This window comes from Emticicia soli, assembly GCF_037860775.1.
Taxonomy (GTDB): domain Bacteria; phylum Bacteroidota; class Bacteroidia; order Cytophagales; family Spirosomataceae; genus Emticicia; species Emticicia soli.
The window spans coordinates 278,452-303,430 of record NZ_JBBEWC010000004.1; the positions used below are offsets into that span (position 1 = coordinate 278,452).

Below are 24,979 nucleotides of genomic sequence, written 5' to 3' on the forward strand. Positions count from 1 at the left end.
TCAGTAAATTTTAAGCAATGTTTGCCTGTATTGGGTAGGAGAAACACCATAAAAAGTTGAAAATGCCCGGCTAAAATAGTTGGCATCTGCAAAGCCAACCTGGTAAGCAATACTGGCAATGCTTTGGTCTTTCTGGCTTAAAAACTCTCTGGCTTTTTCTAGTCTTACCTGCATAATAAACTTTGATGTTGATATGTTTAAAGCGTTTTTTACTTTACGATGTACATTGGAGCGGCTCATAAATAGGGCCTCGCAAAGTTCCAGACAACCAAACTCTTCGTTATCGTAATTGGCCTCTATTACTTTTCTGGCTGTAGTAATAAAATTGTCAGCTAATGGTTTCATGGTGATATTGTTATGTGTATATTTTTGCCTGTCAGTAGAAATCGGCAGTCTCATTTCATGGGGTTTTATTAATTCTTTTCATCACATTTTTAAATTATTTATCAGTTTCAAAAAAGTTTAGATATAGGCAAGCCAGATATAGGCATAAACAACCTATATACTTTCTGTTTTTTCGTGTTTGTGCAACCTATCGGGGCTGAGTTTCTATCATTTTGGGCACTTATTTTTCTGATAAGAACTATTGAAAAGGATATGTAAAAAGATTAGTGAATTAGCCAGACAAGAAATAGCGAATCTTGCTATTATTGTTCCTACTTAGTCGGATATTTTCAATAGAACCATGCCAAAAGTCTGCGCCTTTCTCACATAAAAAATTCATAATCCTTCAGTTTGGTTAGGATACAGTAAAACAACTTCTAGTATAATAATACAGCAGTTCTGTTAAGATATATTGGCATGTAGTAATAGGAGAACCCTATCAGACTTTTTGGGGGACTTCGTGCTAAGAAAAATTTTAAAGAAGCAAATAGTTAGGCTTTATTTGAAGACAAAAGTATAATAATGTAAAAAAGAACTTCTTCACTATTGTTGCATTTAATTTCAACAAAGTGTAAAAGTTTTTGGAAGGATAGAAAATTATGATTGATTTATGTCTTACCCTAGTTCAAACCAGGCTCTGAACAGGTGAGCTTTTTCTTTACTGATAATGATTTCTTCTTTGGTGGGCACCAATAGTTTTAATTCTATTTTGCCAGTAAAGTGTGTTCGATAACTTTCAATAGCCACCTTGTTGATTACAAACTTACGATTTGCCCGAAAAAACTGCTCGGGGTTTAGTAATTCTTCTACTTCATCTAAAGAATTATAATCGGTTATTAGGCGTTGGCTATCAGCTTCCGAAATAGTTTGTAACCATATTACCTCATCTCTATAAAAACAAGCAACTTTGGTATCGGGCACAGCCACAATGCTACGCTGGTAATGCGCCGTAAATCTGGTTTTGTACTTATGTGCTTTGTTTTTGAGGTCAAGAAGCAGACTTTCTAATTGCACCTGATATATATCGGCCCTATCAGTTGGGTTAATACGTTTAAATTTATCAAATGCACATTTCAATTCGGCCTTATCAATAGGTTTCAATAAATAATCGATACTATTGAGCTTAAAGGCTCTGATGGCGTATTCATCGTAGGCAGTTGTAAAAATAATAGGGCAGTTCAGGTTTGCTTCCTGAAAAATATCAAAGCTTACTCCATCTGAAAGCTGAATATCAGATAAAACTATACTAGGTGTAGGGTGTATTTTAAACCAACTCAGGGTATCTTTTACACTACCAATAGTGGCTACGATGGTAGCCTGAGGCTCTAATTCCTGTACCAGTTTTTCCAGATTTTTGGCAACTAATGGTTCGTCTTCAATAATAAGTATCGTCATGCTAAATCAAGGGTATTTTTACAACAAAAATATTTTCCTGCTCACTTATCATAATTTCTTTCTCGCTCAAGAAACTATATAATGCTCGCAAATTTATCAATCCTTGTCCATTAGAAGATTCTACTTGTTTTTTTCTTTGTATATTATTCTCAATTACAAGCATATTACCTTCACTTTTAACACAGATAATCAAGGGGTTATTCTCATTGATAACATTGTGTTTAATGGCGTTTTCTATTAATATTTGCAACGTAACTGGCGTAATATGTAAATCTAAGTCCTCTTCGGCAATACTAAATTTTACTTGTAATGATTCCCCAAAACGTGTTCTGAGTAGGCCTATATAGTGTTTGATAAACTCAAGTTCAGTTTCAAGGCTCACCAGTCCTTTTTCTTTACTTTTTAATACATAGCGAAAAACCTTAGATAATTGCTGTAAGAAATCTCTTGCCAGTGGCGGATTTTCTTGAATAAGTGAATCTAAAGAGGTAAGACTATTAAATAAGAAATGAGGGTTGAGTTGATTCTTTAGATTATCGAACTGTACTTGAGATTTCTCTTTTTCTAAATTCGATGCTTTTAAGGCATTTTCTCGCCACTTCTGCAAAGAATAATAAGTAAAATGGCCTACATTCATTAACATTACACCTAGTAATTGTGTAAAATATCCTGCTATTTGAGCCAATTGTGTGTATTCACTATGAACCAGGCTATCAACTTTTTCGATTCTGAATATATGAATAGCCATATATACTATAAATTGGGTAAGTATATTCAGAAAGATAAAAGTAATAAAAATCTGCAGAATCAGCCGACGAACAATACCACCATCATAAGGTAAAATCTTATCAAAATAAGCATATAGTTTCTCGAAAAAAATGATGGTAGTTGTAAGTACAATTACCGAAATTAAAGCTAGTATCAGATTGGTTTTAGCATCGACTTCAAATACATACCACCTAAAAAGGGTAGAAATACACACAAAGACAAATACACATAGGCCTATTATTTTGTTTTTCTGTTTCATTAGCTGCTTATGATTTGTCCATCAGACATCTCTATTATTCTATCACTTCCTTTTGCAAAATCGGGGTCGTGCGTTACTGTAATAATTGTTTGATGATTTTCATGCGCAATCTGCTTGAAAATATTAAACACCACTTCCGAATTTTTCTTGTCAAGGTTTCCCGTAGGCTCATCTCCCATTATTATTGTCGGGTCGTTAATTAAAGCACGGGCTATGGCCACCCTCTGTTGCTGGCCGCCCGAAAGTTTAGACGATTGCTTTAGCGCATGGCTGTGCATATCAACCAGTTTTAGTTTCTGATAGGCTCGCTCTTCTACTTCTTTGGCAGAGTATTTTCCCAGTTTCAATGCAGGCAGCATCACATTTTGTAAAACCGTAAATTCGGGCAATAAAAAGTGAAACTGAAAAACAAAACCCAGATGCTCATTTCTGAATGCTGCCAGTTGGTCTTGTGTTTTTCCGGTGAGGCGTTCGCCATTCATTTCCAGTGTTCCTTCATAGTCGGTATCCATTGTTGAAAGAATATACAACAGTGTAGACTTTCCGCAGCCCGATTTCCCGACTAAAGAAAGAAACTCTCCTTTGCGAGCCTCAAAAGATATATTTTTCAGAACCTGAAACTTTTCTGGTTCGTAGAAGTATTTATTTATATGATTTGCTGCTAGAACTTTCATTGTACTTATTAGTTTGAAACTTATCACCCCCTCAAAATTGCTACAGGGTCTATTTTAGCTGCTTTGCGTGCCGGTAAATATCCGGCCAGAATAGTTGTAACTACTCCAAAGGCCAGACCCATCAAATAGTATTTTATATTAAAAATGACTGGAAAAGTCTTTACATCCAAAAAATCCCCGGCATTGAAAGGCGTAATAGATAATAAATAACTCAACGAAAAACCTATCAACAAGCCCAGACAAGCACCTAATACCCCAATGATAATAGATTGAATCAGAAAAACCGCTACAATATCTTTACCGCCAAAACCTGTGGCTTTCAGAATAGCAATGTCTTTCATTTTATTTATAACATTCATATTCATGATATTATAGATACCAAAACCCGCCACCACCAACAGCGTGATAGACACAATAACTACCATTGCATTTCGTATTTTATCTCCGGTCATAAAAGCTGAATTAGCTTCGGCCCAGTCTTGTGTTTCATATTTATATTGATTTTTCAGCACTTTGGCAAACGCAATAGCAGCCTGCGAGTCTTTCATTTTGATATGAATATCTGTTACATAGCTTTTATCTTTTTGCAGAATCTCCTGAACCATCGACATATTAGCATAGCATCTTACGCCGTCAACAGTCTGAATACCAAATCCATAAATACCCACTACCTTTACCAGTTTCAGGTTTCCTGTTGGAGTAGTAATTGTCAATTTATCTCCAACTTTCACATTTAGATTCCTTGCTAGAATACTCCCCATCAAAATCCCGTTTGAATTAGAAAGCAGGGCTTCCATGCTACCCGATTTTATTCGTCGTTTAATATTATATAGCTTATTTTCTTTCAGAATATCAACACCAGCTATTTGCCCTGCTACCGGAATTGGCCCTTTATTAAAAAATACCTGTGAGCCAATTTGTGGCGACACCCCCAACACGGCCTTGTCTTTTTCAATATTTGCTACAATTTGTAATCCATTTTTTATATTGGCTAGTTCGTTCTTAGGTAATTGATGATGGATAACATTAAATGCTCCCGGATTCACCTCATCTATCAGGCTTGGGTGATTACTCGTGATTTCTTTATACATTCTAACATGTGGGGTAGCATCAAGCGCAGAGTCTTCCAGAAATTTATTAACACCCTTTATGAAAGAAATCATGACTATAAACATGGCAATGCCAAAAGTAACCCCAAGCATAGCAATGAGGGTTTGTCTTTTTTTGGTAAGCAAATGCGTTTTTGCGATTTGAAGAGATATTCTGATGTTCATTTCGTTAGTTTTAAATATACGCAATGCTTAATTTTCTCTCACAAGAATTGACTTCTCGTGAAGACCACCTTTAATCTCAACCAAATCAAGGTTTTCGACACCTTTTATAATTCTGATTTTCTTTTTATCGCCATTTTGCTCTATCCAAACCGAATCGTTACCTACCAAGTAGTTTTTTGGAATGGTAAGCACACGGGCATTCTGCGAAATAATGATATTGGCTTCTAGTGTCATGCCATAATAGGCGTTGGGTTTATCTGTTTCAAACTCGGCATCTACCCTAAATGTCTGGTCAGCTTTATTTAGTTTAGGGTATAGTTTGCTTACTTTTGCCTTAAAGACCTTATCTTTATACACATCAATTTTTATTAACACCTCCTGCCCTATTTTTACTTTTACGAAATCGCTCTCGTCAATGGCCAATTGGGCATATATTTCGTTTGCATCGCCAATCAATGCCACTTGTTCGCCTCTGCGTACCAGCTCGCCTTGTTTTTTGTAGATTTCATAGATTTTCCCAGCCTCAAAGGTCTTTATTCTGAAATTATCTCCCTCACGAGCATTTACCCGAAAGGACGATTGCGAATTTTGTAAATCTACATACAATTGGCTTTTGGTTCTTTGCAAGGCTTTCTGACGAGCAATCACATCATTTTTTGAGGTTTGATATGCCAGTTCTGCGCGCTCATATTCTATTTTAGTAGTAGCACTACGGTCGTATAATTCTTTATAGCGATTAAAATTGATAGAGTCGTTGCTTAGTTTGGTGCGTGCATTACGAAGTTGAGATGTGAGTTCGGCCAACACCGGAGAGTTATCGCCATAGTTGGCTTCGGCTTGGCGTAAAATATTGCTCGATGCCTCTAGACGAGCATCTTGCGAAATACTTTCTAATTGAAATATCAATTGATTTTTTGAAACTACGTCTCCCTCAAATGCTGTCTGACGAACCAGAAAACCATCGGCATTGGCCGTAAGTTTATATTCGTTTTTGGGGTATATGTTGCCCGAAGCATAGACGGCTTCGGTCAAAGATCTATATTGCGGCGAAGTTTCCTGGTCTTTATCGTTATTGCAGGAAATCAGAAAAAAAATAGTGCTAAACAGAGAAATGATGGTCTGCTTCATGTGTATGATGTCAATGAGACGATTTACGTGTCTTATATAAACTTATCAATAAGCTGGGCTTACTGTTCTATTGTACAAATAGAAATGTAATTTAGAAAATCATCAAGAAATTATAGACGAAACGGAAGAAAACAGCATTGAGACCCATAAGTAAGCTAGCGACCGCTCGATAAATAATTTAATGGCTTTTACTCAAATGTTCTTGTGCATAGATATGATAGTCGTATATTCGTGGCAGTTTAATTTATTTTTAATCCAAAGACGATTTTCATGAAATTTTCTTCTGTAATCCGCAAATTTACAGTATTGCTAGCTTTAGCAACATTGTCATTGGCAGTAATGAACTGTTCAAAAAAAGATGACGGTGGTGATCCATCACCACAGGGACAAATAGTAGGTAGCTGGAAATTCACTAACCTTTTTGTTAAAGAAGGTAGCTCTCCTGAAGTAGACCAGTTCCCAATTATCACAGCATTTTTACCTTGCTTTAAAGACATCGTTATTATCTTTAATGCTAATGGTACTGTTTCAGGAACGGTTCCTGCTGCTTGCCAAGGTGATGTAGATGATGTAGTAGGTGATATTACACAGTCTAAGTATGAATTAAAAGGCGACCAGCTAATTCTTACTGATAGTGATGGACAGCAATCGTCGATGACTGTAAGCTTTAGTGGCAACACTATGTCGTGGACTGAAACCGATACTGATGGCGGTGTAACTACAACCACCAGAGTAGTTATGACAAAACAATAAGAGCGACTTAAAAAAAGACTTAATAAGAAAACCGGCCCTTACAAGAGCCGGTTTTCTTATTTTATTACAATGTCCCGTCCTGAACTAGCGTTACAATAAAAGTAATGTTATGAAAGAAACAAATGAAAGTCAGTATGTTAAACGTACACAGCAAGATTACAGTTATGCTTTTAAATTAGCCGTAGTTCAAGAGGTTGAGAACGGAGAATTGGGAATAAAAGCCGCCGCTCGCAAATATGGGATACAATCTCATTCTACAATTACGACTTGGCTTCGAAAATATGGTAAATTGACGGGGCTGCCTAAGCTGGATAAATAAATCAACTCAAAAGATGCCCAAATCTAAAGACCAAAAATTGTTAGAATTAGAGCAGAAGGTTCTTCTCTTAGAAAAGCAAAAGAAAGAGCTTGAAAAGAAAGTTGAGCAAGCAGATAAGAAGGCTATATTCTTTGATATGATGATAGATATTGCTGAAAAGGAGTTCAAAATTCCCATCAGAAAAAAGTATTAACCCAAGCAATCAATCGATACAAGACTCAACAAAACGAGAGCTTGACAGGCTTATGTAGATTGCTTGGGATTAATAGACAAGTCTATTATCGTTCAATTCATATTAACACACGTAGACGGAAGTTAATTGATAAAGTACTAGATATGGTTCGAGATATTCGACTTCAAATGCCTCGAATCGGTACCAGAAAGTTATTTTATTTATTGTTAGACAAATTGAAACCTCTCAAGGTTGGCAGGGATAAATTATTTTCTATCTTAAGAGCTAACAATCTATTAATCAAGCCTAAAAGGAGTTATCACATTACAACAGATTCAGATCATCGTTTCAAAAAACATAAGAATTTAATTGAAAATGTGACTCCAAATAGGCCAGAGCAAATATGGGTCTGTGATATAACTTATATTGGTAATAGAGCAAACCCAATGTATTTATCATTAGTGACGGATGCTTATTCGAAAAAAATTGTTGGTTATCAGGTTGCTAACACTTTAGAAACGAAAGCATCGGTAGAAGCGCTAAAGATGGCAATAAAAAATAGAAGTTATAGAAAAGCAAGTTTAACACATCACTCTGATAGAGGATTTCAATATTGCAGTGCAGACTACCAGAAAATTTTAAATAAGAACTCAATTACTTGTAGTATGACTGAAAGTTATGACCCTTATGCTAATGCTATTGCCGAGAGGGTAAACGGAATTCTTAAACAAGAATTTATTGGATATGATAGGAATATTGACCTGAAAACCATGAGTCAATTAGTCGAAAATAGTGTTAATATATATAACCAAATCAGACCTCATTATTCTTGCGGCTATAAAACGCCACAACAAATGCATCAACAATGTGAAGTGAAAATCCGAAATTATAAAAAAAAGAGCCCAATTGATTATACACAATTGAGCCCTTTAAATGAATATCTTAAATCTAAATAAATGTATCGCTTATTTAGGACTAGACACAATCTTATTGATAATATCCCAAACCAAATCACCTTCAAAGCCTTTGCTCATGGCATAGCGTGCCAGTTTTTGCTTCAAAATTAAAGGCTGTTTTTCGGTACGGAGTTCATGTTTTTTCTTTTCGATAATGGTCTTTAATGTCTCCATATAATCATCATCGTCTATTTCGGCTAATCCTTCTCTTATCGAATGGTCTGATAATTTACGGGCTTTTAATTCAAACAGAATCTTTTGCCGCCCCCAGCGTTTTACCCGAAACTTGCTGCCTGCAAATATCTTGGCAAAACGCCCTTCGTTCAGGTAATTTTCTTCAATCAGATACACAATAATCTCGTCAGCTTCGTCGCCTTCTACATCCAGGCTTTTCAGCTTTTCACGCACTTCTGCCTGTGTTCGTTCCTGATATGCACAAAAATTAGCCGCTTTTACGAGCGCATCTTTCCTGATAATCATAAGCTTTAGAGGGTCTGCATCAAACTTAGTTTTTTATAGAATCCATCTTGAATTTGCAGTAGTTCTTCATGCGTACCACGTTCAATAATACCCCCTCTGTGCACTACCAGAATTTGGTCGGCACTCTGAATAGTGCTTAAGCGGTGGGCAATTACCAGCGTAGTTCGGTTTTCCATGAGCTTAGTCAAGGCATCTTGTACGAGTTTTTCTGATTCGGTATCGAGCGCCGAAGTGGCCTCGTCTAGTATGAGAATCGGCGGATTTTGTAATATCGCTCTGGCAATAGACAAGCGTTGGCGTTGCCCGCCTGATAGCTTTGTGCCTCTATCACCAATAATAGTCTGGTAGCCCTCAGCCTGTTGCATAATAAAATCGTGCGCATTGGCTATTTTAGCCGCTTGTATTACGTCAGCCTCCGATACATTTTTACCAAAAGCAATGTTGTTAAATATACTATCATTAAACAAAACGGCTTCCTGCGTAACAATCCCCATTAAATCACGGAGCGATTGCTGAGATACGTTTTTAAGGTTAATGCCATCTATCAGTACTTCACCCTCAGTTGGATCATAGAATCTTGGTACAAGGTCGGCAATGGTAGATTTTCCTCCACCCGACGAGCCAACCAATGCAACGGTTTTTCCTTTAGGCAATATAAAATCAACATCTTTTAGTACCTGAATGTTGCTATCGTAAGAAAAACCTACTTTACTAAATGCTACATTCTGCTTGAAATCTTTTAACTCAATGGCATCAGGCGCATCCTTAATTGATGATTCACTATCAATTAAACTTAATATTCTTTCACCCGATGCCAAACCTCTTTGGGCCGAGCTAAAGGCATTCGAAATATCTTTTGCCGGGCGCATCACCTGCGAGAAAATACCGATATAAGTAATAAACTCGGCAGCTTCAAGGCCAGAATCATTCGACAGAATCAAAGAACCGCCATAAAGCAAGATGCCAATTACTACAAAAACACCCATAATCTCAGAGAAAGGCGAAGCCATTTCTCGTCTGGCAGCCAAACTAAAGATAGATTCACGGTAAGCCTGGTTTTCTTCTCTGAACTTCTCTGTTACAAATTTTTCAGCCACAAAACCCTTCACTACACGCATACCGCCAAAAACTTCGTCCATCAGGCTTATTAAATTACTTAATCGCTGCTGGCCTTCTCCGGCATTGTGTCTCATCTTTTTTACCAAGGTAGAAATAAAAATACCTGAAATAGGAATAACCAGCAAGGCAAAAAGCGTGAGATTCCACGAGATAGCAAATAAGGCATAAATGAAAGAAAGAAACAGAAAAAGTTCTTTAATAGCCGCCGAAAAGGTATTGGCAATAGAGTTTTCGACCTCTTGCACATCGGTTACAATGCGAGAAATCAGATTCCCTTTACGCTCATTGCTAAAAAAGCCCAAGTGCAGATGAATGGCTTTATTGAATACTTCTTGACGGAGATTAGCCACCATGTTCGACTTAAAATTCTCCAGAAGTCTTACACTTATATATTTGAATACATTTGAGGTAATAATTGTAAAAGCCAAAACACCACACACAAATATTAATGCGCCTTGTTTACCCTGCTCGCTCAGGAATTTGGCAAAGTAAAAATTAAACTGCTTAACAACATTAAGGCCAGACCCCGGCGAGAGCATTTCACTTAACTGTTGCGCATCAACTTGGTCGAAAAGTACTCTTAATACGGGGATTAATAAAGTAAAATTCAGTACGCCAAAAATACTAGCCACTAAAGAGGTTAGAACAAAAGGAACAATAAAACTCCCAAGGGGTTTGGCATACGAAAGTAATCTGAGGTAATTCTTCATTGAGGCTCACATAAACTCTTTTTTCGAGTTTCTAAATACTACAATTTTAAAAGGTGCAAAGTTCGAAAAGATGTAATGATATTACTAACAGCAGGTTCAAAAATTATGCTTTACACCTACCAAAAAGCAAGCCTATCTTTCGATAGGCTCTATTTTATACCTGCATATTTTTCCATTTACCTCTTCGGAATACGAAAATGGCAATTACTGCCAGAATGGATTCGCTGATGGCAATTGACCAGAAAACACCTGATGGCCCCCACTTAAACACATTAGCAAAAAGATAAGCCAATGGTATTTCGAGTGCCCAGAAGCAAATCAGGTTCATGATAGTAGGCGTTTTGGTATCACCTGCACCATTTAACGATTGCCCGATTACCATGCCGTAACCAAAGAAAACATAACCTAAACAAATAATCTGCAAACATAATACCCCTATATCAACTACTTTTGGGCTATCGTTGAAAATACTGATAAAATCTTTTGCAAACACCGAGAATATAATACCAACCAAGAGTAAGAAACCCATATTATAAAGACCCACTCTCCAGACAGAAGCCTCTGCCCGCTCGGGTTTACCTGCTCCCAGATTCTGACCAACCAATGTTGATGCAGCATTTGATAGCCCCCACGATGGTAGAATAGTAAAGACAATAATTCTGATTGCAATGGTATAGCCAGCTACTACATCACTACCAAAATTCGACAAAATCCGAGTCAAGAAAATCCAGCTTGCTGATTGAATCAGGAATTGACCTGTTCCACCTGCCGAAATATTGATGAGGCTTTTGATAACCTCTTTATTAGGAGCAAACTGGCTTCTTTCAATCTGCATATTACCGTTTCCACGCAATATGGCATATAACTGATACAAAACCCCAATTGTGCGCCCAATGCTAGTAGCAATAGCGGCACCTTCTACGCCCATTCCCATTACCGGAATCAGGATAAAGTCCATGCCTATATTGATAAAATTGGCCAGAATAATAGACCGCATGGCTGTTGAGGCATCGCCTGCCCCCCGCAAAGCACCACTGAGTGTATAAAGCAAAATAATAGACGGGCTACTGACAAATACAATACGGGTAAAATTAGCACCGCTTGCAATCAGGTGGTCGTCGCCACCCATTAAACGCAGAATATCTTCGGCAAATACATAGCCTGAAATACCTACAATTATTCCAAAAATCAACGAGATAAGTATTACCTGTGCCAAGGCTTGTCCGGCTTCTTTTTTGTTGCCTTCTCCTACTCGGCGAGACACAATGGCCGTAGCTGCTGTGCTTAAACCAATAGCTACTGAGTATATCAGTGTAAGTACTGACTCTGTAAGACCAACCGTAGCAACACCCTCAATACCTACATAACGTGCCACAAAAAATGCATCAATAATGGCAAACAGAGATTCACCCACCATCTCTAATATCATGGGCACTGATAAAAGGAAAATAGCCCGATTAAGATTTAATTCTGTATAATTCTGCTCTTCGCCACGAATAGCCTGCAGCAGTAATTTGAAAAAATTCCGCATGAAATTTTAATGTTTATAACAAATAAAACACAAACAACACCAACCCATTGGGAGGTATAAACTGCGTATAATGAAAGGATATAAGGAATAGTTTTACCAGGGCCAATTAATAAGGCTCGATAAAAAAGAGAAAGAAGGTTTTCCGCACCCTAGCGGATACGGACTGAAGCGGTCACGAACATGGGTATTTTTTAGTTTTGTGCCACAAAGATATAGTTTTGCTTTTTTCAAGCAAAATGTTTAGAAAATAAAGTTTTTGTTCAAAAAACTGTTTGAGGCAACAAATATTACCTCAAACAGTATTTTATTATGCTTTTACCTCTTGAATGATTTTCAGGGCATTAGCAACAATGCTTGTAACCTGTGCAAAATCCTGAACGGCTAATACATCTTTCGGAACTAATTGTGAACCAATACCTACGGCATTAGCACCTGCGCCAAACCATGTTTTAAGGCTTTCGACAGTTGGCGATACGCCACCTGTTACCATTACCTGCACATCAGGCATTGGGGCTTTAAGTGCTTTTACGAAGCCCGGCCCTAGTACCTCACCCGGAAATATCTTAATAAACTCGGCACCAGCCAAACGGGCATTATAGATTTCGGTTACGGTCATTACACCCGGCATCCACGGAATACCTGCTTCCTGACAAACAGCGCCTACTTCGGGATTCATGATAGGTGCTACAATAAAATTGGCTCCTATTTTAATATATTTTCTTGCAGTATCTGCGTCATAAATAGTACCAATACCCAGAATCATTTCGGGCATTTCGGTTTCTGCTATGCTGATTAACTGCGTAAAGTTATTGAAAGAGTTTTCGGTACGATTTGTAAACTCAAATACCCGCACACCTGCCTCGTAGCAAGCACGTAATACACCCAGACAAATGTCGAGGTCGTTGTGTGTAAATAAAGGTACTAAGCCTGTTTTGCTTACCTGTGCTAAGGTTGTATTTTTATCGAATCGTGCCATAATTGTTTCTTTTGAAAAATTCTTTAATTAATTAACGTTTCAGACGACCCGATTTGTCGCCTCCCATCACCGATTCAACCTCTGGTACAGTTACCAGATTCTGATCGCCTTCAATGGTGTGTTTTAATGCGCCTGCTGCTACGCCAAACTGTAAAGACTTCATATCGTCTTGTAAAACAACTTGCCCATAAATGAATCCACCTAGAAAAGCATCTCCTGTACCGATTCTATCCACAATATGTGTAATATCCTGATACTCGGTTTCTAGTAATACATCACCGTTCCACATTTTAGCGTTATACTGATTATGTGAGGCGCTTACCTGTACACGGTCGGTATCTATTACTTTTTTTACATTCGGGTACTTCTCCATCAGCAATTTACAGGCTTCTACAAATTTACCTTTTTCGGCTGTTACTTTCAAAGAGAATATTTCTTCAATGTTCTTTCTGCTTGCCAATATAATGTCAGAATAAGACGCTAATTCTGGTAAAATATCTTGTGGGGTTTTGCCGTACTTCCATAGGTTACTGCGGTAATAAATATCTGATGATACCGTAATACCCAGTTTTTTAGCCGTTTTTACGGCATCTAAACAAGCAGCAGCGGCACCTGCCGACAAAGCCGGTGTGATACCACACCAATGAAACCAGTCGGCTCCTTGAAGAATTTCTTCCCAGTTAAACCACGATGGATCAAGGTTGGCAAAGGCCGAATCCATGCGGTCGTATACAATCTGGCTGGCACGCATTACCGCACCTGTTTCCAGAAAGAAAACCCCTACTCTATCGCCTTGTAATTTTACATAAGAAGTATCAATGCCCAAAAACCTTAAATTAGCCTTGGCTTTTTGTCCCATCAGGTTATCGGGGAAGCAGGTTACGTGTGTAGCATCAAAACCAAATTTTACCAACGATGCGCCCACATTCATTTCGGTACCACCAAAGGTAGCATTAAACGATTGTGCCTGCTCAATTTTCTGAAAATTAGGTGTTGACAGACGAAGTAATATCTCGCCAAAGGTTACTATTTTAGGCATTTTCTTATGTGCTGAAATTAATTTTTATTCTGATAAAGTTACGGTATTATTACTGATTCTGGAATGCAGAACGAATAATACCTAATTCAAGGCCTCTTAATTCGGCCAAACCACGCAAACGACCGATGGCAGTATAGCCAGGGTTTGTTCGCTTGCCTGCATTCAGGTCGTCAAGCATTTTATGGCCGTGGTCAGGTCTGAAAGGCAATCTTATATCTTTTCTGCCTTCGTCTATCCTTCTTTTTTGCTCAATAAGCAAGGCTTTCATTACACCATACATATCTACATCACCCGTTAGGTGGTCAGCTTCATGAAAATTGCCTTCAGCATCTCGCTTAGTAGCACGTAGATGAATAAAATTGATTCTGTTACCCAGCCTTTCTACCATGCTCACTAAATCGTTATCGGCTCTTACACCATAGCTACCTGTGCAATAGCACAAACCATTGAACTTACTTTCGGCGGCCTCTAATAACAATTTAGCATCAGCTTCTGTGCTTACTACACGAGGCAAACCTAAAATCGGATAAGGAGGATCATCAGGGTGTATCGATAACAAAACGCCGTTTTCTTCTGCTACGGGCGTAATAGCCTTAATAAAAGCATATAGATTCTGACGAAGTTCTTTATCTCCAATGTGTTTGTAGGTATCAAGCATATCACGGAAAGCCTCTATCGTGAAACTCTCTTCGCTGCCCGGCAAACCCGCAATAATATTTCTGGTTAATCTATGAATATCTGCATCGCTGGCATTCTCAAACCAACTTTTAGCTTTAGCAAGTTGGCTTTCTGAATACGATTTCTCGGCACCTGCTCTTTTTAGAATGTACACCTCAAAAGCGCAAAACTCGTTCATATCGAATCTGAGTGCGGTAGAGCCATCGGGCATTGGATAATCTAAGTCAGTACGTGTCCAGTCCAGTATAGGCATGAAATTGTAGCATACCGTATCAATACCACAAGCTGCCAAGTTAGCTAAGCTTTCTTTGTAGTTTTCGATATACTGTTTGTAGTTGCCCGAGGCCTTTTTTATATCTTCATGCACAGGCACACTTTCTACTACCGACCACACAAGGCCGTGTTTTTCTATTTCTGCTTTACGGATTTCTATTTCAGATTTTGTCCAGACTTGTCCGTTTGGTATATGATGCAGAGCCGAAACTATTCCTGTAGCACCTGCTTGTTTTACATCAGATAAACTCACAGGGTCGTTTGGGCCAAACCAACGCCAGGTTTGCTCAAGAGCCATAAGTATAAGGTTGAAATGATACTTTGCAAAGTTAGGTTTTAGCGCCTAAGTCTTCAAATAATATTTTGATAAGAATAAATATTATTTTGACACCCTCAATGGCAAATTACAAGAAACCACCTTGTTTATTGTACTTAACAAACTCAAAATATTAATTTATAAAGAATTTTAAAAATATTCAACTTTTTTTTTTGTGATATTTGGAAATAAAAAAATAATCCTGCACCTTTGCACTCCCGAACGACGACAACGAAAGGGAGTTTAGCTCAGCTGGTTCAGAGCATCTGCCTTACAAGCAGAGGGTCACAGGTTCGAATCCTGTAACTCCCACACTGATAATCAAGCACTTACGAGGTTTTTCTTGTAAGTGCTTTTTTTATTTGCACAAGATTTGCACAAGAATTAACTATAAGGGCTCAAGCGAAAAAGCTGTGGACTAAGCATAAATTTTCGTAAGCCTGAATAGGAAGAAAGTAATATTTCTTACCCCTCTAAACTGGTTTCTTAGTGCCTTGACCTTTGCATTAAAAGATTCAGCTGAGGCATTAGTGCTTCTATTCTCAAAGAAGTTTACAATGGTTTTATAATAATTTTGTATTGAGCGGGCAACTGTATTAAACGCTTTAAACCCAGCCTGTCTTACTTTCTCATGCCATTTAGCCAGTCTTGTTAGGCCAATTCCATTGCGGCATATAACTTGTCATTGGTATCTTCAAAGATATAAGAAAGATTCATCGTTAAGTCATAGGCTTGCTTAATATCAGGATATAACTCGAACAATAATGTGGCTCTTTGTTTCTGATTTTCTGTCCAGTCTTTCTCTTTTTTGTATAACACATATCTGCTCCTGGCTAGTAACTGTTTAACAATATCTCCATTTGGAAGTATTTTTGGTTGATATTCAGTATTGTTTTTCTTAGCTAGTTCAATGGCTTCATTTTTCAGCATCTAATGCTTCCCATCTATGCTTTATCCTGATTTCCTGTAAAGCTTCTGTGGCTAGTTTTTGTACGTGAAAGCGGTCTGTGACCCTTGTTGCATTTGGGAAAGCTCTTTTGGCAATTAATTCCATATTAGCAGCCATATCTAAGGTAATTTCTCTAACTTTCTTACGAAGATTAACATGGATTTTCTGTAACACATCAATCACTGTTTCTGCCTTAGTACCTGCTACAATGGCAACAATACTACCTTTTTTACCTTTAGCTGCTTTATTGGTCAGGATTGTATATAGTTCTCCTTCTGATAAACTAGTCTCGTCAATAGACAGATACTTACCTATATTCTGTGGAAAAAGAAGCCATTTCTTAGCATGATTTCGTTGAGACCAACTCTTAAAATCACTCAGATAATTCTTATATTGCTCCTACAGTCTCTTACCATTGACTCCATAATAACCAGCGATGGATTGAGTAGCATCTGCATTAGAATCGATTGATAGCTTTTAAAAAAACGGCAAATTCGTTTGTCATTCGAGTGCCGTCTGCTACTAAATCCCAATTCCGATACACTACTTTTTGCTGTGTATGACTATACCATCTACGGCGCTTGATATGAAGAAAAACTTTGTGTCCCCTGATAGGAAAATCCTGAACCGTAATCTCATCAAAGAAACCTCGGGCCGCGTAGGCTTCGATTCCAATCTTTGACCTTCAAATTCTTTGGGTATTTTATTAATTTCCTGCAGATATAAATGTATTACTTCTGTGGTAGTATTGTAGGAAGTAAGCTCAAAATTCTCAACTATAATAGCTGGTAGTAACAACTTCAAAATATCTCTATAACTCTCTTGCATCTTTCTTTGCTTAAAATGCAAATCTCGAAATTATTTACCTACCCCACAACTTTTAGGACTGATCCATTGTACCAAGTATCAATTGGATTGTATCAAAATGCGAAAAGCACTGATTATCAGTGCTTTTATTGCTTTGTAGCGGGAACAGGACTCGAACCTGTGACCTTTGGGTTATGAGCCCAACGAGCTACCAACTGCTCCATCCCGCGGTGTTGTTCCTTAATGGGACTGCAAAGGTAGAGCTTTTTTTGAAATAAAAAAACTATCTTTGCAAAAAAACAAATATTTTTTTCTTGTGGATACAATTTCTCCAAATCATAAGGCTGGTTTTATCAGTATTGTTGGTAAACCAAACGTGGGTAAATCTACCCTGATGAACATATTAGTGGGCGAAAGGCTTTCTATTATTACATCTAAAGCACAAACCACTCGCCACCGCATTATGGGTATTGTAAATGGCGTGCATAATGGTACCGATTTTCAATTAGTTTATTCTGATACCCCCGGCATCATAAAGCCTGTTTATGAATTGCATAAATCAATGATGCATTTTGTGCATGGCTCATTAGACGACGCCGATGTAATATTGTTCGTAACTGATATTTTTGAAAAACATGACGAAAATGATGTTATCGAAAAATTACAGCATACCCAAACACCTATTTTATTAATTGTCAATAAAATAGACCTCGCCAAACCTGAGCAGATAGAAGAAAAACTAACGTACTGGCGAGAGAACTTTAAAGCGACTGATATTATTGCTATTTCAGCGCTTCATCAGCAGAATGTTGGGGAGTTATTCGATAAAATCATTAATTTCTTACCTAAGCATCCACCGTTTTTTCCGAAAGATGAGTTGACTGATAAACCGGAGCGTTTTTTTGCCGCCGAAATTATCAGGGAGAAAATCTTTACTAACTATACAAAAGAGGTGCCTTATAGTTGCGAAGTGGCCATTACGAGTTTCAAAGAAAAAGATGACATGATTGTGGTAAGTGCAGAAATTTACGTTGAGCGTACTACACAACGGGCCATTTTGTTGGGACACAAAGGCGAAAGAATCAAAAAAGTAGGCATTGAAGCACGACAAGAAATGGAAAAGTTTTTTGGTAAAAAGATTTTTCTGGAACAATACATAAAAGTTGAACCTGACTGGCGAAATAAACGAAATAAATTAGAGAAATTTGGGTACGAATAAGCCACAAACGTTTTATTCGACAATGTCTGATTTCTGCCAAAAACAAAGATTATGATTTACCTTATCCTTAGTATTATTTTTTCGGTATTGTTGCTGATAAATTTCCGTATTTATCCTAAATACCAAATCAGTACTTTTCAGGCTATTGCGTTCAACTATCCGGTTTGTTTCCTCACAGGCTTGGCACTTATGCCTAAAGGACAACATTTCGAGTTAAACTTTTCGGAAGATTGGCCTTATTATGCATTGTTTTTAGGCGTAGGGTTTATTGTTACATTTATTTTATCTGGAGTGTCAACCCAAAAAATGGGCATTACGGCTACTTCGCTGGCTAATAATATTTCGTTGGTTATTCCGGTTCTTTTTAGCCTTTTTGTACTCAAAGCCAATGGACGTACGTTCGATGGCCTAAACTATCTGGGCTTATTTTTAGCCGTGGTAGCCGTTGGGCTTAGTACCTTTAAACCTAGCAACGAAAAAATAAAAGGCAAAGGGCTCGATTTCCTATTGCCTATTTCGGTTTTTGTGCTTTATGGCATTACCAATACGGCTATCAATTACCTTAATCTGAAATACATTACTTCTACCGACCGAACTGTGCCTGTTACACTGGTTATGGTGCTAGGTGCTGTTATTGCTGGCGCAGTTGCGTTAATAATTCAGTTGATAAGAGGTAAAGAAAAAATTGCGGGCAAAAACATACTGGCAAGTATTACATTGGGTGTGCCTAATTTTTTATCTTTTTACTTTCTGATATTGGCCTTGTCGGCTTTTGGTAACAGCGGGGCTTTTGTGTATCCAATATATAATATAGGGGTTATAATAGTATCGGCTACTATTGCATGGCTGTTTTTTAAAGAAAAACTCAGTAATCTCAATAAAGTCGGGCTGGTATTGGCGGTTGTTGCAATTGCTTTGATTTCGTGGCAGGATATTCAAGGAATTTTTTGAGTATCTTTGAACCCAAAGCTATTGTACTGTGTTGATACTCAACAGAATTCCCTCTGTTTTCCCTATCTTTGTGCCCCATTTATACCCAAAACTTAAAGAGACATCAAAGACCTCTCTCTTTATTGGCGTTGGGAAAATTGTTTTTTATTATTTTCAGAGGTCTTCATATATAATTTATACCCGCTTAAGGGTCAGGGGTTTATGGCAAATATTGTTGCAATTGTAGGCCGACCGAACGTCGGTAAATCTACACTTTTTAATCGTCTTATTGAAAGCCGTGTGGCTATCACAGATAATATGCCAGGCGTAACGCGCGACCGTCATTACGGGCAAGCTGTCTGGACAGAGAAATATTTTACAGTTATTGATACAGGGGGTTACGTAGTAGGCTCAGAAGATACTTTCGAAGGTGCTATCCGTGACCAGGTAGAGATTGCTATTGAAGAATCAAGTCTTATTTTGTTTGTAGTTGATACAATGACAGGCTTGACGGACTTAGACAAAGACTTCGCTAATATTCTTCGTCGTTCAAAAAAACCTGTGTTTGTAGTAGCCAATAAGGCCGAAACTTTCGAGCGTCAACAAACCGCAGCAGAGTTTTATGAAATGGGCTTAGGTGATGAAATCTATGCTATTTCGGCGGCTGATGGTGGTGGCACAGGCGACCTGCTTGATGCCGTAGTAAAAGAATTTGAAGATGATGGTATCGAAAACCCAAATGATGGTATTCCGAGAATTGCAATTCTTGGTCGTCCGAATGTAGGGAAGTCGTCATTCTTAAATGCACTTACAGGTAAAGACCGTAGTATCGTAACCGATATTGCAGGTACTACTCGCGATGCCATTGATACACACTATAAACTGTACGGAAAAGATTTTATTCTGACAGATACGGCCGGTATTCGTAAAAAAGCCAAAGTACACGAGAGTATCGAGTTTTATTCGGTTTTACGCTCTATAAAAGCCTTAGAAGACTCTGATGTTTGTATTGTACTGCTAGATGCCTCAAAGGGTTTAGAATCGCAAGATATTAGTATTATTGCCAATGCACACAATTCTAAAAAAGGTATTGTGCTCATGATCAATAAATGGGATTTGGTGGAGAAAGATTCTAAAACTGCCGATAACATGAAAAAGGAGATTCTGGAACGTATTGCTCCTATGAACTACATGCCTGTTGTTTTCGCTTCGGTTTTAGAAAAACAACGTATTTTTCAGGTAATTGAAAAAGCGATGGAAGTGCACGAAAACAAAACCCAAAAAATTACTACCTCAAAACTGAATGAGGTTATGCTTCCAATCATTGAGAACACACCACCACCAATGCTAAAAGGTAAGCAAATCAAAATCAAGTATTGTATTCAGTTACCTACCCCTTCGCCAACGTTTGTATTTTTCTGTAATTTACCGCAGTATGTTAAAGAATCTTATGAAAGATTTTTACAGAATAAAATACGTGAAAACTTTGGTTTCGAAGGCGTAGCTATCACGGTGTTTTTTAGGCAGAAATAAGGCAGAAAGTCTAAAAACAAGAAATTCTAACAAGAAAGCCGCTCTTGGAGCGGCTTTCTTAATTATAACTATTGCAATTTTTTATACTTAATGCGCTTAGGTGTTACATCAGTACCTAATCGTTTACGACGGTTCTCTTCATACTCAGAGAAGTTGCCTTCAAACCAATACACTTGTGAGTTACCTTCAAAAGCCAGAATATGTGTTGCAATTCTATCCAAGAACCAACGATCATGGGAAATCACAACGGCACAACCCGCAAAATTCTCAAGACCCTCTTCTAGCGCACGTAATGTGTTTACGTCCAAATCATTGGTAGGTTCATCAAGCAGCAATAAGTTTCCGCCCTCTTTCAACATCATAGCCAAATGCACACGGTTTCTTTCTCCACCTGATAGGTTTCCAATTTTCTTTTCCTGGTCTGCCCCCTGAAAATTGAAACGGCTTACATAGCCACGGGCATTTACTTGTTTGTTGCCTAGCATCACCCAGTCATTACCACCCGAAACCATTTCGTACACCGATTTATTGGCATCTAATTGGTTATGCTCCTGGTCAACATAAGAAAGTTTTACGGTCTCTCCTACTTCAAAAGTACCTTCTAATGGCTGTAATTGTTCAGTTATCAGTTTAAATAAAGTGGTTTTACCCGCACCATTAGGCCCGATAATACCAACAATACCATTTTGTGGCAAGCTGAAATTAAGATCTTCATACAACAATCTGTCGCCAAAGCCCATTTTTACGCCTTTAGCTTCAATTACTTTGTTACCCAAACGAGGCCCCGGCGGAATAAACAACTCTAGTTTATCTTCTCTTTCTTTGTTGTCTTCGCTCACCATACGGTCATAAGCAGCCAAACGAGCTTTAGATTTGGCCTGACGGGCCTTAGGTGCCATTCTAACCCATTCCAACTCTCGTTGTAAAGTCTTCTGGCGTTTCGATTCTGTTTTTTCTTCTTTTTCTAAACGATTTTGTTTTTGCTCTAACCAAGAGGAATAGTTACCTTTCCACGGAATACCCTCTCCCCTATCTAATTCCAAAATCCAGCCAGCAACATTGTCTAAGAAATAGCGGTCGTGGGTTACGGCAATTACAGTTCCTTTGTATTGGCGCAAGTGCTCTTCTAACCACAATACCGACTCAGCATCTAAGTGGTTGGTAGGCTCATCAAGTAACAATACATCTGGTTGTTTAAGTAGCAAGCGGCAAAGTGCTACACGGCGTTTCTCACCACCCGACAATGTTTCAACTTTAGCATCTTCCGGCGGGCAACGCAGCGCATCCATAGCACGTTCAAGACGAGTATCAAGTTCCCATGCATCAAGCTGGTCTAGTTTTTCCTGTACCTCTCCTTGGCGGGCCAATAATTTGTCAAAATCAGCATCAGGTTCAGCAAAAGCATTGTTGATATCATCAAACTCTTTCAATAAATCTACAATTTCCTGCACACCTTCTTCTACTACTTCTCTTACGGTTTTGGTAGGGTCTAGCTGGGGCTCTTGCTCAAGTAAACCAACGGTATAACCCGGTGAAAAAACTACATCACCATTGATGTTTTTATCGATGCCGGCAATAACTCTCAGCAAGGTCGACTTACCTGAACCATTAAGACCCAAGACACCTATTTTTGCACCATAGAAAAAAGAAAGGTAGATATTTTTGAGAATCTGACGATTTGGAGGAATGATTTTACTCACTCGCTCCATCGAAAAAATAATTTGCTCACTCATTGTTTAATGTGGTTTCTTAGAGAGTTTTTTATGTTCCAATGTTAAATTTTTAAAAAATATCGCATATTTCAGGTTTTTTTGTGCCTAAAATAAAAATTTGTATCAAATATCGTCATTCAAGTTTGCATTATACAAAAAAACTGCGAATTTTACCTTTTCAAACCACAACCCTCGACTCACAAGCCATGTGATTTTAATTATGGACGGCGTAACATTAGATAACGAATATGCTTACATCAAAGACGGTAAGGTATTCTTGAAGGGCTACTTAGATATGCCCGACCGACAAATCGGCGAAGTAAAACGCACAGAAGAAGAAGCTTTCCAGTACTTCATTAACCGTTACCAGATTGCGGTAAATAAGGTTAATCAATTAGAAACGGAAATCACGGATGCCCAGAATAAGGGATCCTTCTTAACAAAACTCACGCAACTTCGCAAAAGACTGCTGAACTTTGACGGTATCGGCGATTTTATTCCTTTGCTCAAAAAACTAGACGAGCAAGAAGAGTATCTTCGTAGCCTTATCGTAGGCAACCAAGCCAACAACCTCACAATCAAACAAGCCTTAATTGAAGAAGCTAAAGAAGCTAAGGAAGATGTTGACTGGAGTATAGTAGCTGAAAAGTTGCAAGATATTAAAACTCGATGGATTAGAACCGGCCCTGTTGACAAACCTTATCAGGAAGAAGTAGAGACTGTTTTCCGCGAGGTACTTGATGATTTCTATCAACGTAGAAAAGCTTTCTACGAAGAGCAAAATAGAATCATTGCCGAGCGTATGGAAAAATATACAGAACTAGTGAAAGGTGCCGAACAATTGTTCCGCATGGGTAACTGGGAGCTATCTTTTGCCGAGTTGAAAAGACTACAAAACGAATGGAAAAACGTGGGGGATGTACCTCCAAAACGTTTGAAGTTCGAGTTCCGTCGCTTCAAAAAACTAACGACTCTCTATTACGAAAAATATTGTAACGCCAAGGGTATCCAGATCAAAACCAGAGTTGACCCTCGTGTAGAGGCACAACAAAAGATGATGGAAGAAGCCGAAAGACTTGCAGAAGCAAGAGATATTTTTGCATCGGCCGAAAGAGCAAAAGTATTGCTTAACGACTGGAAAAATGTAAAAGTACCTACACATTTGGCAGTACGCAACGTAGCAGAGCGCTTCAGAGCGGCTTGTGATAAAATTTTCGAGTTAAGTTATTTGATGAAAGTAATTACCCGAAAATTACCAAATTACAATTATTTGAGCGACAGACAACAAGTCTTAACCAAATATCGTGAGATGGAAAACATCGTAACCCGTGCACGTGGCGAACTGAAACAACTCATTGAAAGTTACGACGGCGTAGCCCGTAACCCTGATATGGATAAAATCATGAACTCTAATATTCAGACTCAACGACGCAAGCTGTTGATGAAAGAAGTAATCTTAGAAGAATTGAGACGTGCAGCACAAAATGCAGGATAAGAGACATTAATCTATTCCATATATCAAAGCCCTGTTTGCCTAGCAAACGGGGCTTTTGTTTTATATGAACACAGCGAACCCTTATGTTTAAACGTAAGCAAAAAAAACAGCGTTGCGGAAAGAACCACAACGCTGTCTGATTACCCTAAACTAAATACTAATGATATATTATTTTACTTCTACAGTTCTGTATGATGCCACAGTTGGCACATTTGTTTGCAAGTTAATCTCTTTCACAATCGTTTCTTTACCATTTGTAATCTCGAAACGATATTCACCATCTTCTAATCCTTCTAAATCGAATTTCTTCGCAAACTGTGTTGTTTTTCTATTTACAACCTCTACATAGATTGTTTCGTTGTCTTTGTTTTTCAAGCGAATCTCTATCCAGTTACCTTGTTCTTTCGCAATCATTACGTTGATTTTCATGGTATTCACCACGCGATACATGCCTACATCAAATGTTTTTCCTTCTGGTAATTCGGTAGCTGAAACAGCTGAGAATGTGAATAAACCTGCTACAAGAGCTAATGCGAAATTTCTTACTTGCGTTTTCATAATTTTGATTTTTTAAAATGTTAAATTTTAGCTTTTTCAATTAAATAGATGCTTATAATAGCTGTGTGTGTCAATTTTTAAGTTAATCGGCTATATAACCTGATAAGCGGTTATAAGCTTAGTAACTCAACGTATGCGAACCTTTTACGATTTCTTTAGTAATGATGCGGTCTCCGTTTTTAACCTCTACGTAGTACTTGCCTGCTTTTACGTTGCTCATGTCGAAGCACAATTTGTAAGAAGCTACTTTTTTACCTAGTGTTTCTTCATGCAATACACTTCCGTCGGCGTCCATTAATTTAATGGTAGCCGCTACACCTTTGTCTTTTGTCAGGTTCATGTTCAACTTCATTGAGTTGGTGTAACCTGCTTCGTACATACCTACATTAAGGTTGCTACTTTTGTATTCTATTTTTTTATCGTCAGCATTTGCATTAAATGCTACTGAAGTTGCTAATAAAGCAATAGCGATGGCGGATGTTATCTTTTTCATAATTTTATAATTTTTATATTTTAGCTTTTTCAAATAATAGATGCTTTTTACAGCGTGTGTGTGACAATTTTTATGCTAA

General features: G+C 38.0%; 27 protein-coding genes and 2 tRNA genes. 9 read left to right on the top strand and 20 right to left on the bottom strand.

Features of this window, described 5'->3' with window-relative positions:
* The 6 genes from WAE64_RS06955 to WAE64_RS06980 all read right to left on the bottom strand — a co-directional run bounded on the left by WAE64_RS06955 (window position 1) and on the right by WAE64_RS06980 (window position 5,882).
* On the bottom strand, window positions 1-399 hold the full coding sequence (locus WAE64_RS06955; RefSeq protein ID WP_340235531.1) for a helix-turn-helix domain-containing protein: 399 nt from the start codon (window positions 397-399) through the stop codon (window positions 1-3).
* Between the two features lie 600 nt (window positions 400-999).
* Window positions 1,000-1,779 (bottom strand): LytR/AlgR family response regulator transcription factor, encoded by a 780-nt coding sequence (locus WAE64_RS06960; RefSeq protein ID WP_340235532.1) that lies wholly within the window; start codon window positions 1,777-1,779, stop codon window positions 1,000-1,002.
* A 1-nt stretch (window position 1,780) separates the two neighbouring features.
* Entirely contained in the window at window positions 1,781-2,806 is a 1,026-nt protein-coding gene (locus WAE64_RS06965) for a sensor histidine kinase (protein WP_340235533.1), read from the bottom strand.
* Entirely contained in the window at window positions 2,806-3,480 is a 675-nt protein-coding gene (locus tag WAE64_RS06970; RefSeq protein WP_340235534.1) for an ABC transporter ATP-binding protein, read from the bottom strand. The genes WAE64_RS06965 and WAE64_RS06970 overlap by 1 nt, the downstream gene beginning before the upstream one ends.
* Before the next feature lie 23 nt (window positions 3,481-3,503).
* Window positions 3,504-4,754 (bottom strand): ABC transporter permease, encoded by a 1,251-nt coding sequence (locus WAE64_RS06975; RefSeq protein ID WP_340235535.1) that lies wholly within the window; start codon window positions 4,752-4,754, stop codon window positions 3,504-3,506.
* Between the two features lie 27 nt (window positions 4,755-4,781).
* The gene (locus tag WAE64_RS06980) at window positions 4,782-5,882 is read right to left on the bottom strand and encodes an efflux RND transporter periplasmic adaptor subunit (RefSeq protein ID WP_340235536.1); all 1,101 of its coding nucleotides are present in this window, start codon (window positions 5,880-5,882) and stop codon (window positions 4,782-4,784) included.
* 270 nt (window positions 5,883-6,152) lie between these two features.
* Between WAE64_RS06980 and WAE64_RS06985 the strand changes: the two genes are divergently transcribed.
* The 4 genes from WAE64_RS06985 (at window position 6,153) to WAE64_RS07000 (ending at window position 8,082) form a co-directional block, all read left to right on the top strand.
* The gene (locus WAE64_RS06985) at window positions 6,153-6,635 is read left to right on the top strand and encodes a lipocalin-like domain-containing protein (RefSeq protein WP_340235537.1); all 483 of its coding nucleotides are present in this window, start codon (window positions 6,153-6,155) and stop codon (window positions 6,633-6,635) included.
* A gap of 109 nt (window positions 6,636-6,744) precedes the next feature.
* On the top strand, window positions 6,745-6,954 hold the full coding sequence (locus WAE64_RS06990) for a helix-turn-helix domain-containing protein (RefSeq protein ID WP_340235538.1): 210 nt from the start codon (window positions 6,745-6,747) through the stop codon (window positions 6,952-6,954).
* A gap of 13 nt (window positions 6,955-6,967) precedes the next feature.
* Window positions 6,968-7,147: a hypothetical protein gene (locus WAE64_RS06995; RefSeq protein WP_340235539.1), complete on the top strand. Its 180-nt coding sequence runs from the start codon at window positions 6,968-6,970 to the stop codon at window positions 7,145-7,147.
* An 8-nt stretch (window positions 7,148-7,155) separates the two neighbouring features.
* Complete coding sequence (locus WAE64_RS07000; RefSeq protein WP_340235716.1) at window positions 7,156-8,082, top strand: IS3 family transposase; 927 nt, start codon at window positions 7,156-7,158, stop codon at window positions 8,080-8,082.
* Between the two features lie 9 nt (window positions 8,083-8,091).
* On the opposite strand, the gene WAE64_RS07005 is transcribed toward WAE64_RS07000, so the two are convergent.
* The 6 genes from WAE64_RS07005 to uxuA form a co-directional block, all read right to left on the bottom strand.
* The gene (locus tag WAE64_RS07005) at window positions 8,092-8,562 is read right to left on the bottom strand and encodes a regulatory protein RecX (RefSeq protein ID WP_340235540.1); all 471 of its coding nucleotides are present in this window, start codon (window positions 8,560-8,562) and stop codon (window positions 8,092-8,094) included.
* A 5-nt stretch (window positions 8,563-8,567) separates the two neighbouring features.
* Window positions 8,568-10,391, bottom strand: a complete 1,824-nt coding sequence (locus tag WAE64_RS07010) for an ABC transporter ATP-binding protein (protein WP_340235541.1) — start codon at window positions 10,389-10,391, stop codon at window positions 8,568-8,570.
* Between the two features lie 154 nt (window positions 10,392-10,545).
* A complete protein-coding gene (locus tag WAE64_RS07015; RefSeq protein WP_340235542.1) occupies window positions 10,546-11,922 on the bottom strand; it encodes an MATE family efflux transporter in 1,377 nt (458 codons plus the stop codon).
* A gap of 307 nt (window positions 11,923-12,229) precedes the next feature.
* Complete coding sequence (locus WAE64_RS07020; protein WP_340235543.1) at window positions 12,230-12,898, bottom strand: bifunctional 4-hydroxy-2-oxoglutarate aldolase/2-dehydro-3-deoxy-phosphogluconate aldolase; 669 nt, start codon at window positions 12,896-12,898, stop codon at window positions 12,230-12,232.
* A 31-nt stretch (window positions 12,899-12,929) separates the two neighbouring features.
* The gene (locus WAE64_RS07025; RefSeq protein WP_340235544.1) at window positions 12,930-13,937 is read right to left on the bottom strand and encodes a PfkB family carbohydrate kinase; all 1,008 of its coding nucleotides are present in this window, start codon (window positions 13,935-13,937) and stop codon (window positions 12,930-12,932) included.
* A 49-nt stretch (window positions 13,938-13,986) separates the two neighbouring features.
* Complete coding sequence (uxuA, locus tag WAE64_RS07030) at window positions 13,987-15,186, bottom strand: mannonate dehydratase (RefSeq protein WP_340235545.1); 1,200 nt, start codon at window positions 15,184-15,186, stop codon at window positions 13,987-13,989.
* A 255-nt stretch (window positions 15,187-15,441) separates the two neighbouring features.
* Between uxuA and WAE64_RS07035 the strand changes: the two genes are divergently transcribed.
* Window positions 15,442-15,516, top strand: a tRNA-Val gene (locus tag WAE64_RS07035).
* Between the two features lie 106 nt (window positions 15,517-15,622).
* Here the strand turns inward: WAE64_RS07035 and WAE64_RS07040 are convergent.
* The 5 genes from WAE64_RS07040 to WAE64_RS07055 all read right to left on the bottom strand — a co-directional run bounded on the left by WAE64_RS07040 (window position 15,623) and on the right by WAE64_RS07055 (window position 17,190).
* Window positions 15,623-15,880 carry a transposase gene (locus WAE64_RS07040; RefSeq protein ID WP_340235717.1) on the bottom strand — a complete coding sequence of 86 codons (258 nt, stop codon included), beginning with the start codon at window positions 15,878-15,880 and terminating at the stop codon, window positions 15,623-15,625.
* The gene (locus tag WAE64_RS07045; RefSeq protein ID WP_340235546.1) at window positions 15,856-16,134 is read right to left on the bottom strand and encodes a transposase; all 279 of its coding nucleotides are present in this window, start codon (window positions 16,132-16,134) and stop codon (window positions 15,856-15,858) included. Before WAE64_RS07045 ends, WAE64_RS07040 begins: the two co-directional genes overlap by 25 nt.
* On the bottom strand, window positions 16,121-16,534 hold the full coding sequence (locus tag WAE64_RS07050) for a transposase (RefSeq protein WP_340235718.1): 414 nt from the start codon (window positions 16,532-16,534) through the stop codon (window positions 16,121-16,123). Before WAE64_RS07050 ends, WAE64_RS07045 begins: the two co-directional genes overlap by 14 nt.
* Window positions 16,535-16,610: 76 nt before the next feature.
* Window positions 16,611-16,829 carry an ISAon1 family transposase N-terminal region protein gene (locus WAE64_RS24775; protein ID WP_422706256.1) on the bottom strand — a complete coding sequence of 73 codons (219 nt, stop codon included), beginning with the start codon at window positions 16,827-16,829 and terminating at the stop codon, window positions 16,611-16,613.
* Between the two features lie 288 nt (window positions 16,830-17,117).
* Window positions 17,118-17,190 (bottom strand) — tRNA-Met (locus WAE64_RS07055).
* An 86-nt stretch (window positions 17,191-17,276) separates the two neighbouring features.
* Between WAE64_RS07055 and era the strand changes: the two genes are divergently transcribed.
* The 3 genes from era to der all read left to right on the top strand — a co-directional run bounded on the left by era (window position 17,277) and on the right by der (window position 20,642).
* Window positions 17,277-18,179 carry a GTPase Era gene (gene era, locus WAE64_RS07060; protein ID WP_340235547.1) on the top strand — a complete coding sequence of 301 codons (903 nt, stop codon included), beginning with the start codon at window positions 17,277-17,279 and terminating at the stop codon, window positions 18,177-18,179.
* A gap of 51 nt (window positions 18,180-18,230) precedes the next feature.
* The gene (locus WAE64_RS07065) at window positions 18,231-19,130 is read left to right on the top strand and encodes a DMT family transporter (RefSeq protein ID WP_340235548.1); all 900 of its coding nucleotides are present in this window, start codon (window positions 18,231-18,233) and stop codon (window positions 19,128-19,130) included.
* A 201-nt stretch (window positions 19,131-19,331) separates the two neighbouring features.
* On the top strand, window positions 19,332-20,642 hold the full coding sequence (gene der, locus WAE64_RS07070) for a ribosome biogenesis GTPase Der (RefSeq protein WP_340235549.1): 1,311 nt from the start codon (window positions 19,332-19,334) through the stop codon (window positions 20,640-20,642).
* 68 nt (window positions 20,643-20,710) lie between these two features.
* Here the strand turns inward: der and ettA are convergent, their stop codons facing one another.
* The gene (gene ettA / locus WAE64_RS07075; protein ID WP_340235550.1) at window positions 20,711-22,375 is read right to left on the bottom strand and encodes an energy-dependent translational throttle protein EttA; all 1,665 of its coding nucleotides are present in this window, start codon (window positions 22,373-22,375) and stop codon (window positions 20,711-20,713) included.
* Window positions 22,376-22,574: 199 nt separating this feature from the next.
* Between ettA and WAE64_RS07080 the strand changes: the two genes are divergently transcribed.
* Entirely contained in the window at window positions 22,575-23,849 is a 1,275-nt protein-coding gene (locus WAE64_RS07080; RefSeq protein WP_340235551.1) for a DUF349 domain-containing protein, read from the top strand.
* A 168-nt stretch (window positions 23,850-24,017) separates the two neighbouring features.
* Here WAE64_RS07080 and WAE64_RS07085 read toward each other — a convergent pair whose 3' ends face one another.
* The gene (locus WAE64_RS07085) at window positions 24,018-24,407 is read right to left on the bottom strand and encodes a hypothetical protein (protein WP_340235553.1); all 390 of its coding nucleotides are present in this window, start codon (window positions 24,405-24,407) and stop codon (window positions 24,018-24,020) included.
* A 118-nt stretch (window positions 24,408-24,525) separates the two neighbouring features.
* Complete coding sequence (locus WAE64_RS07090; protein ID WP_340235554.1) at window positions 24,526-24,900, bottom strand: T9SS type A sorting domain-containing protein; 375 nt, start codon at window positions 24,898-24,900, stop codon at window positions 24,526-24,528.
* Window positions 24,901-24,979: the final 79 nt, after the last annotated feature.

Coding starts and splice junctions, on each gene's coding strand:
- WAE64_RS06955 (WP_340235531.1), bottom strand. CDS start 399: ATGAGACTGCCGATTTCTACTGACAGGCAAAAATATACACATAACAAT.
- WAE64_RS06960 (WP_340235532.1), bottom strand. CDS start 1,779: ATGACGATACTTATTATTGAAGACGAACCATTAGTTGCCAAAAATCTG.
- WAE64_RS06965 (WP_340235533.1), bottom strand. CDS start 2,806: ATGAAACAGAAAAACAAAATAATAGGCCTATGTGTATTTGTCTTTGTG.
- WAE64_RS06970 (WP_340235534.1), bottom strand. CDS start 3,480: ATGAAAGTTCTAGCAGCAAATCATATAAATAAATACTTCTACGAACCA.
- WAE64_RS06975 (WP_340235535.1), bottom strand. CDS start 4,754: ATGAACATCAGAATATCTCTTCAAATCGCAAAAACGCATTTGCTTACC.
- WAE64_RS06980 (WP_340235536.1), bottom strand. CDS start 5,882: ATGAAGCAGACCATCATTTCTCTGTTTAGCACTATTTTTTTTCTGATT.
- WAE64_RS06985 (WP_340235537.1), top strand. CDS start 6,153: ATGAAATTTTCTTCTGTAATCCGCAAATTTACAGTATTGCTAGCTTTA.
- WAE64_RS06990 (WP_340235538.1), top strand. CDS start 6,745: ATGAAAGAAACAAATGAAAGTCAGTATGTTAAACGTACACAGCAAGAT.
- WAE64_RS06995 (WP_340235539.1), top strand. CDS start 6,968: ATGCCCAAATCTAAAGACCAAAAATTGTTAGAATTAGAGCAGAAGGTT.
- WAE64_RS07005 (WP_340235540.1), bottom strand. CDS start 8,562: ATGATTATCAGGAAAGATGCGCTCGTAAAAGCGGCTAATTTTTGTGCA.
- WAE64_RS07010 (WP_340235541.1), bottom strand. CDS start 10,391: ATGAAGAATTACCTCAGATTACTTTCGTATGCCAAACCCCTTGGGAGT.
- WAE64_RS07015 (WP_340235542.1), bottom strand. CDS start 11,922: ATGCGGAATTTTTTCAAATTACTGCTGCAGGCTATTCGTGGCGAAGAG.
- WAE64_RS07020 (WP_340235543.1), bottom strand. CDS start 12,898: ATGGCACGATTCGATAAAAATACAACCTTAGCACAGGTAAGCAAAACA.
- WAE64_RS07025 (WP_340235544.1), bottom strand. CDS start 13,937: ATGCCTAAAATAGTAACCTTTGGCGAGATATTACTTCGTCTGTCAACA.
- uxuA (WP_340235545.1), bottom strand. CDS start 15,186: ATGGCTCTTGAGCAAACCTGGCGTTGGTTTGGCCCAAACGACCCTGTG.
- WAE64_RS07045 (WP_340235546.1), bottom strand. CDS start 16,134: ATGCTGAAAAATGAAGCCATTGAACTAGCTAAGAAAAACAATACTGAA.
- WAE64_RS07065 (WP_340235548.1), top strand. CDS start 18,231: ATGATTTACCTTATCCTTAGTATTATTTTTTCGGTATTGTTGCTGATA.
- der (WP_340235549.1), top strand. CDS start 19,332: ATGGCAAATATTGTTGCAATTGTAGGCCGACCGAACGTCGGTAAATCT.
- ettA (WP_340235550.1), bottom strand. CDS start 22,375: ATGAGTGAGCAAATTATTTTTTCGATGGAGCGAGTGAGTAAAATCATT.
- WAE64_RS07080 (WP_340235551.1), top strand. CDS start 22,575: ATGGACGGCGTAACATTAGATAACGAATATGCTTACATCAAAGACGGT.
- WAE64_RS07085 (WP_340235553.1), bottom strand. CDS start 24,407: ATGAAAACGCAAGTAAGAAATTTCGCATTAGCTCTTGTAGCAGGTTTA.
- WAE64_RS07090 (WP_340235554.1), bottom strand. CDS start 24,900: ATGAAAAAGATAACATCCGCCATCGCTATTGCTTTATTAGCAACTTCA.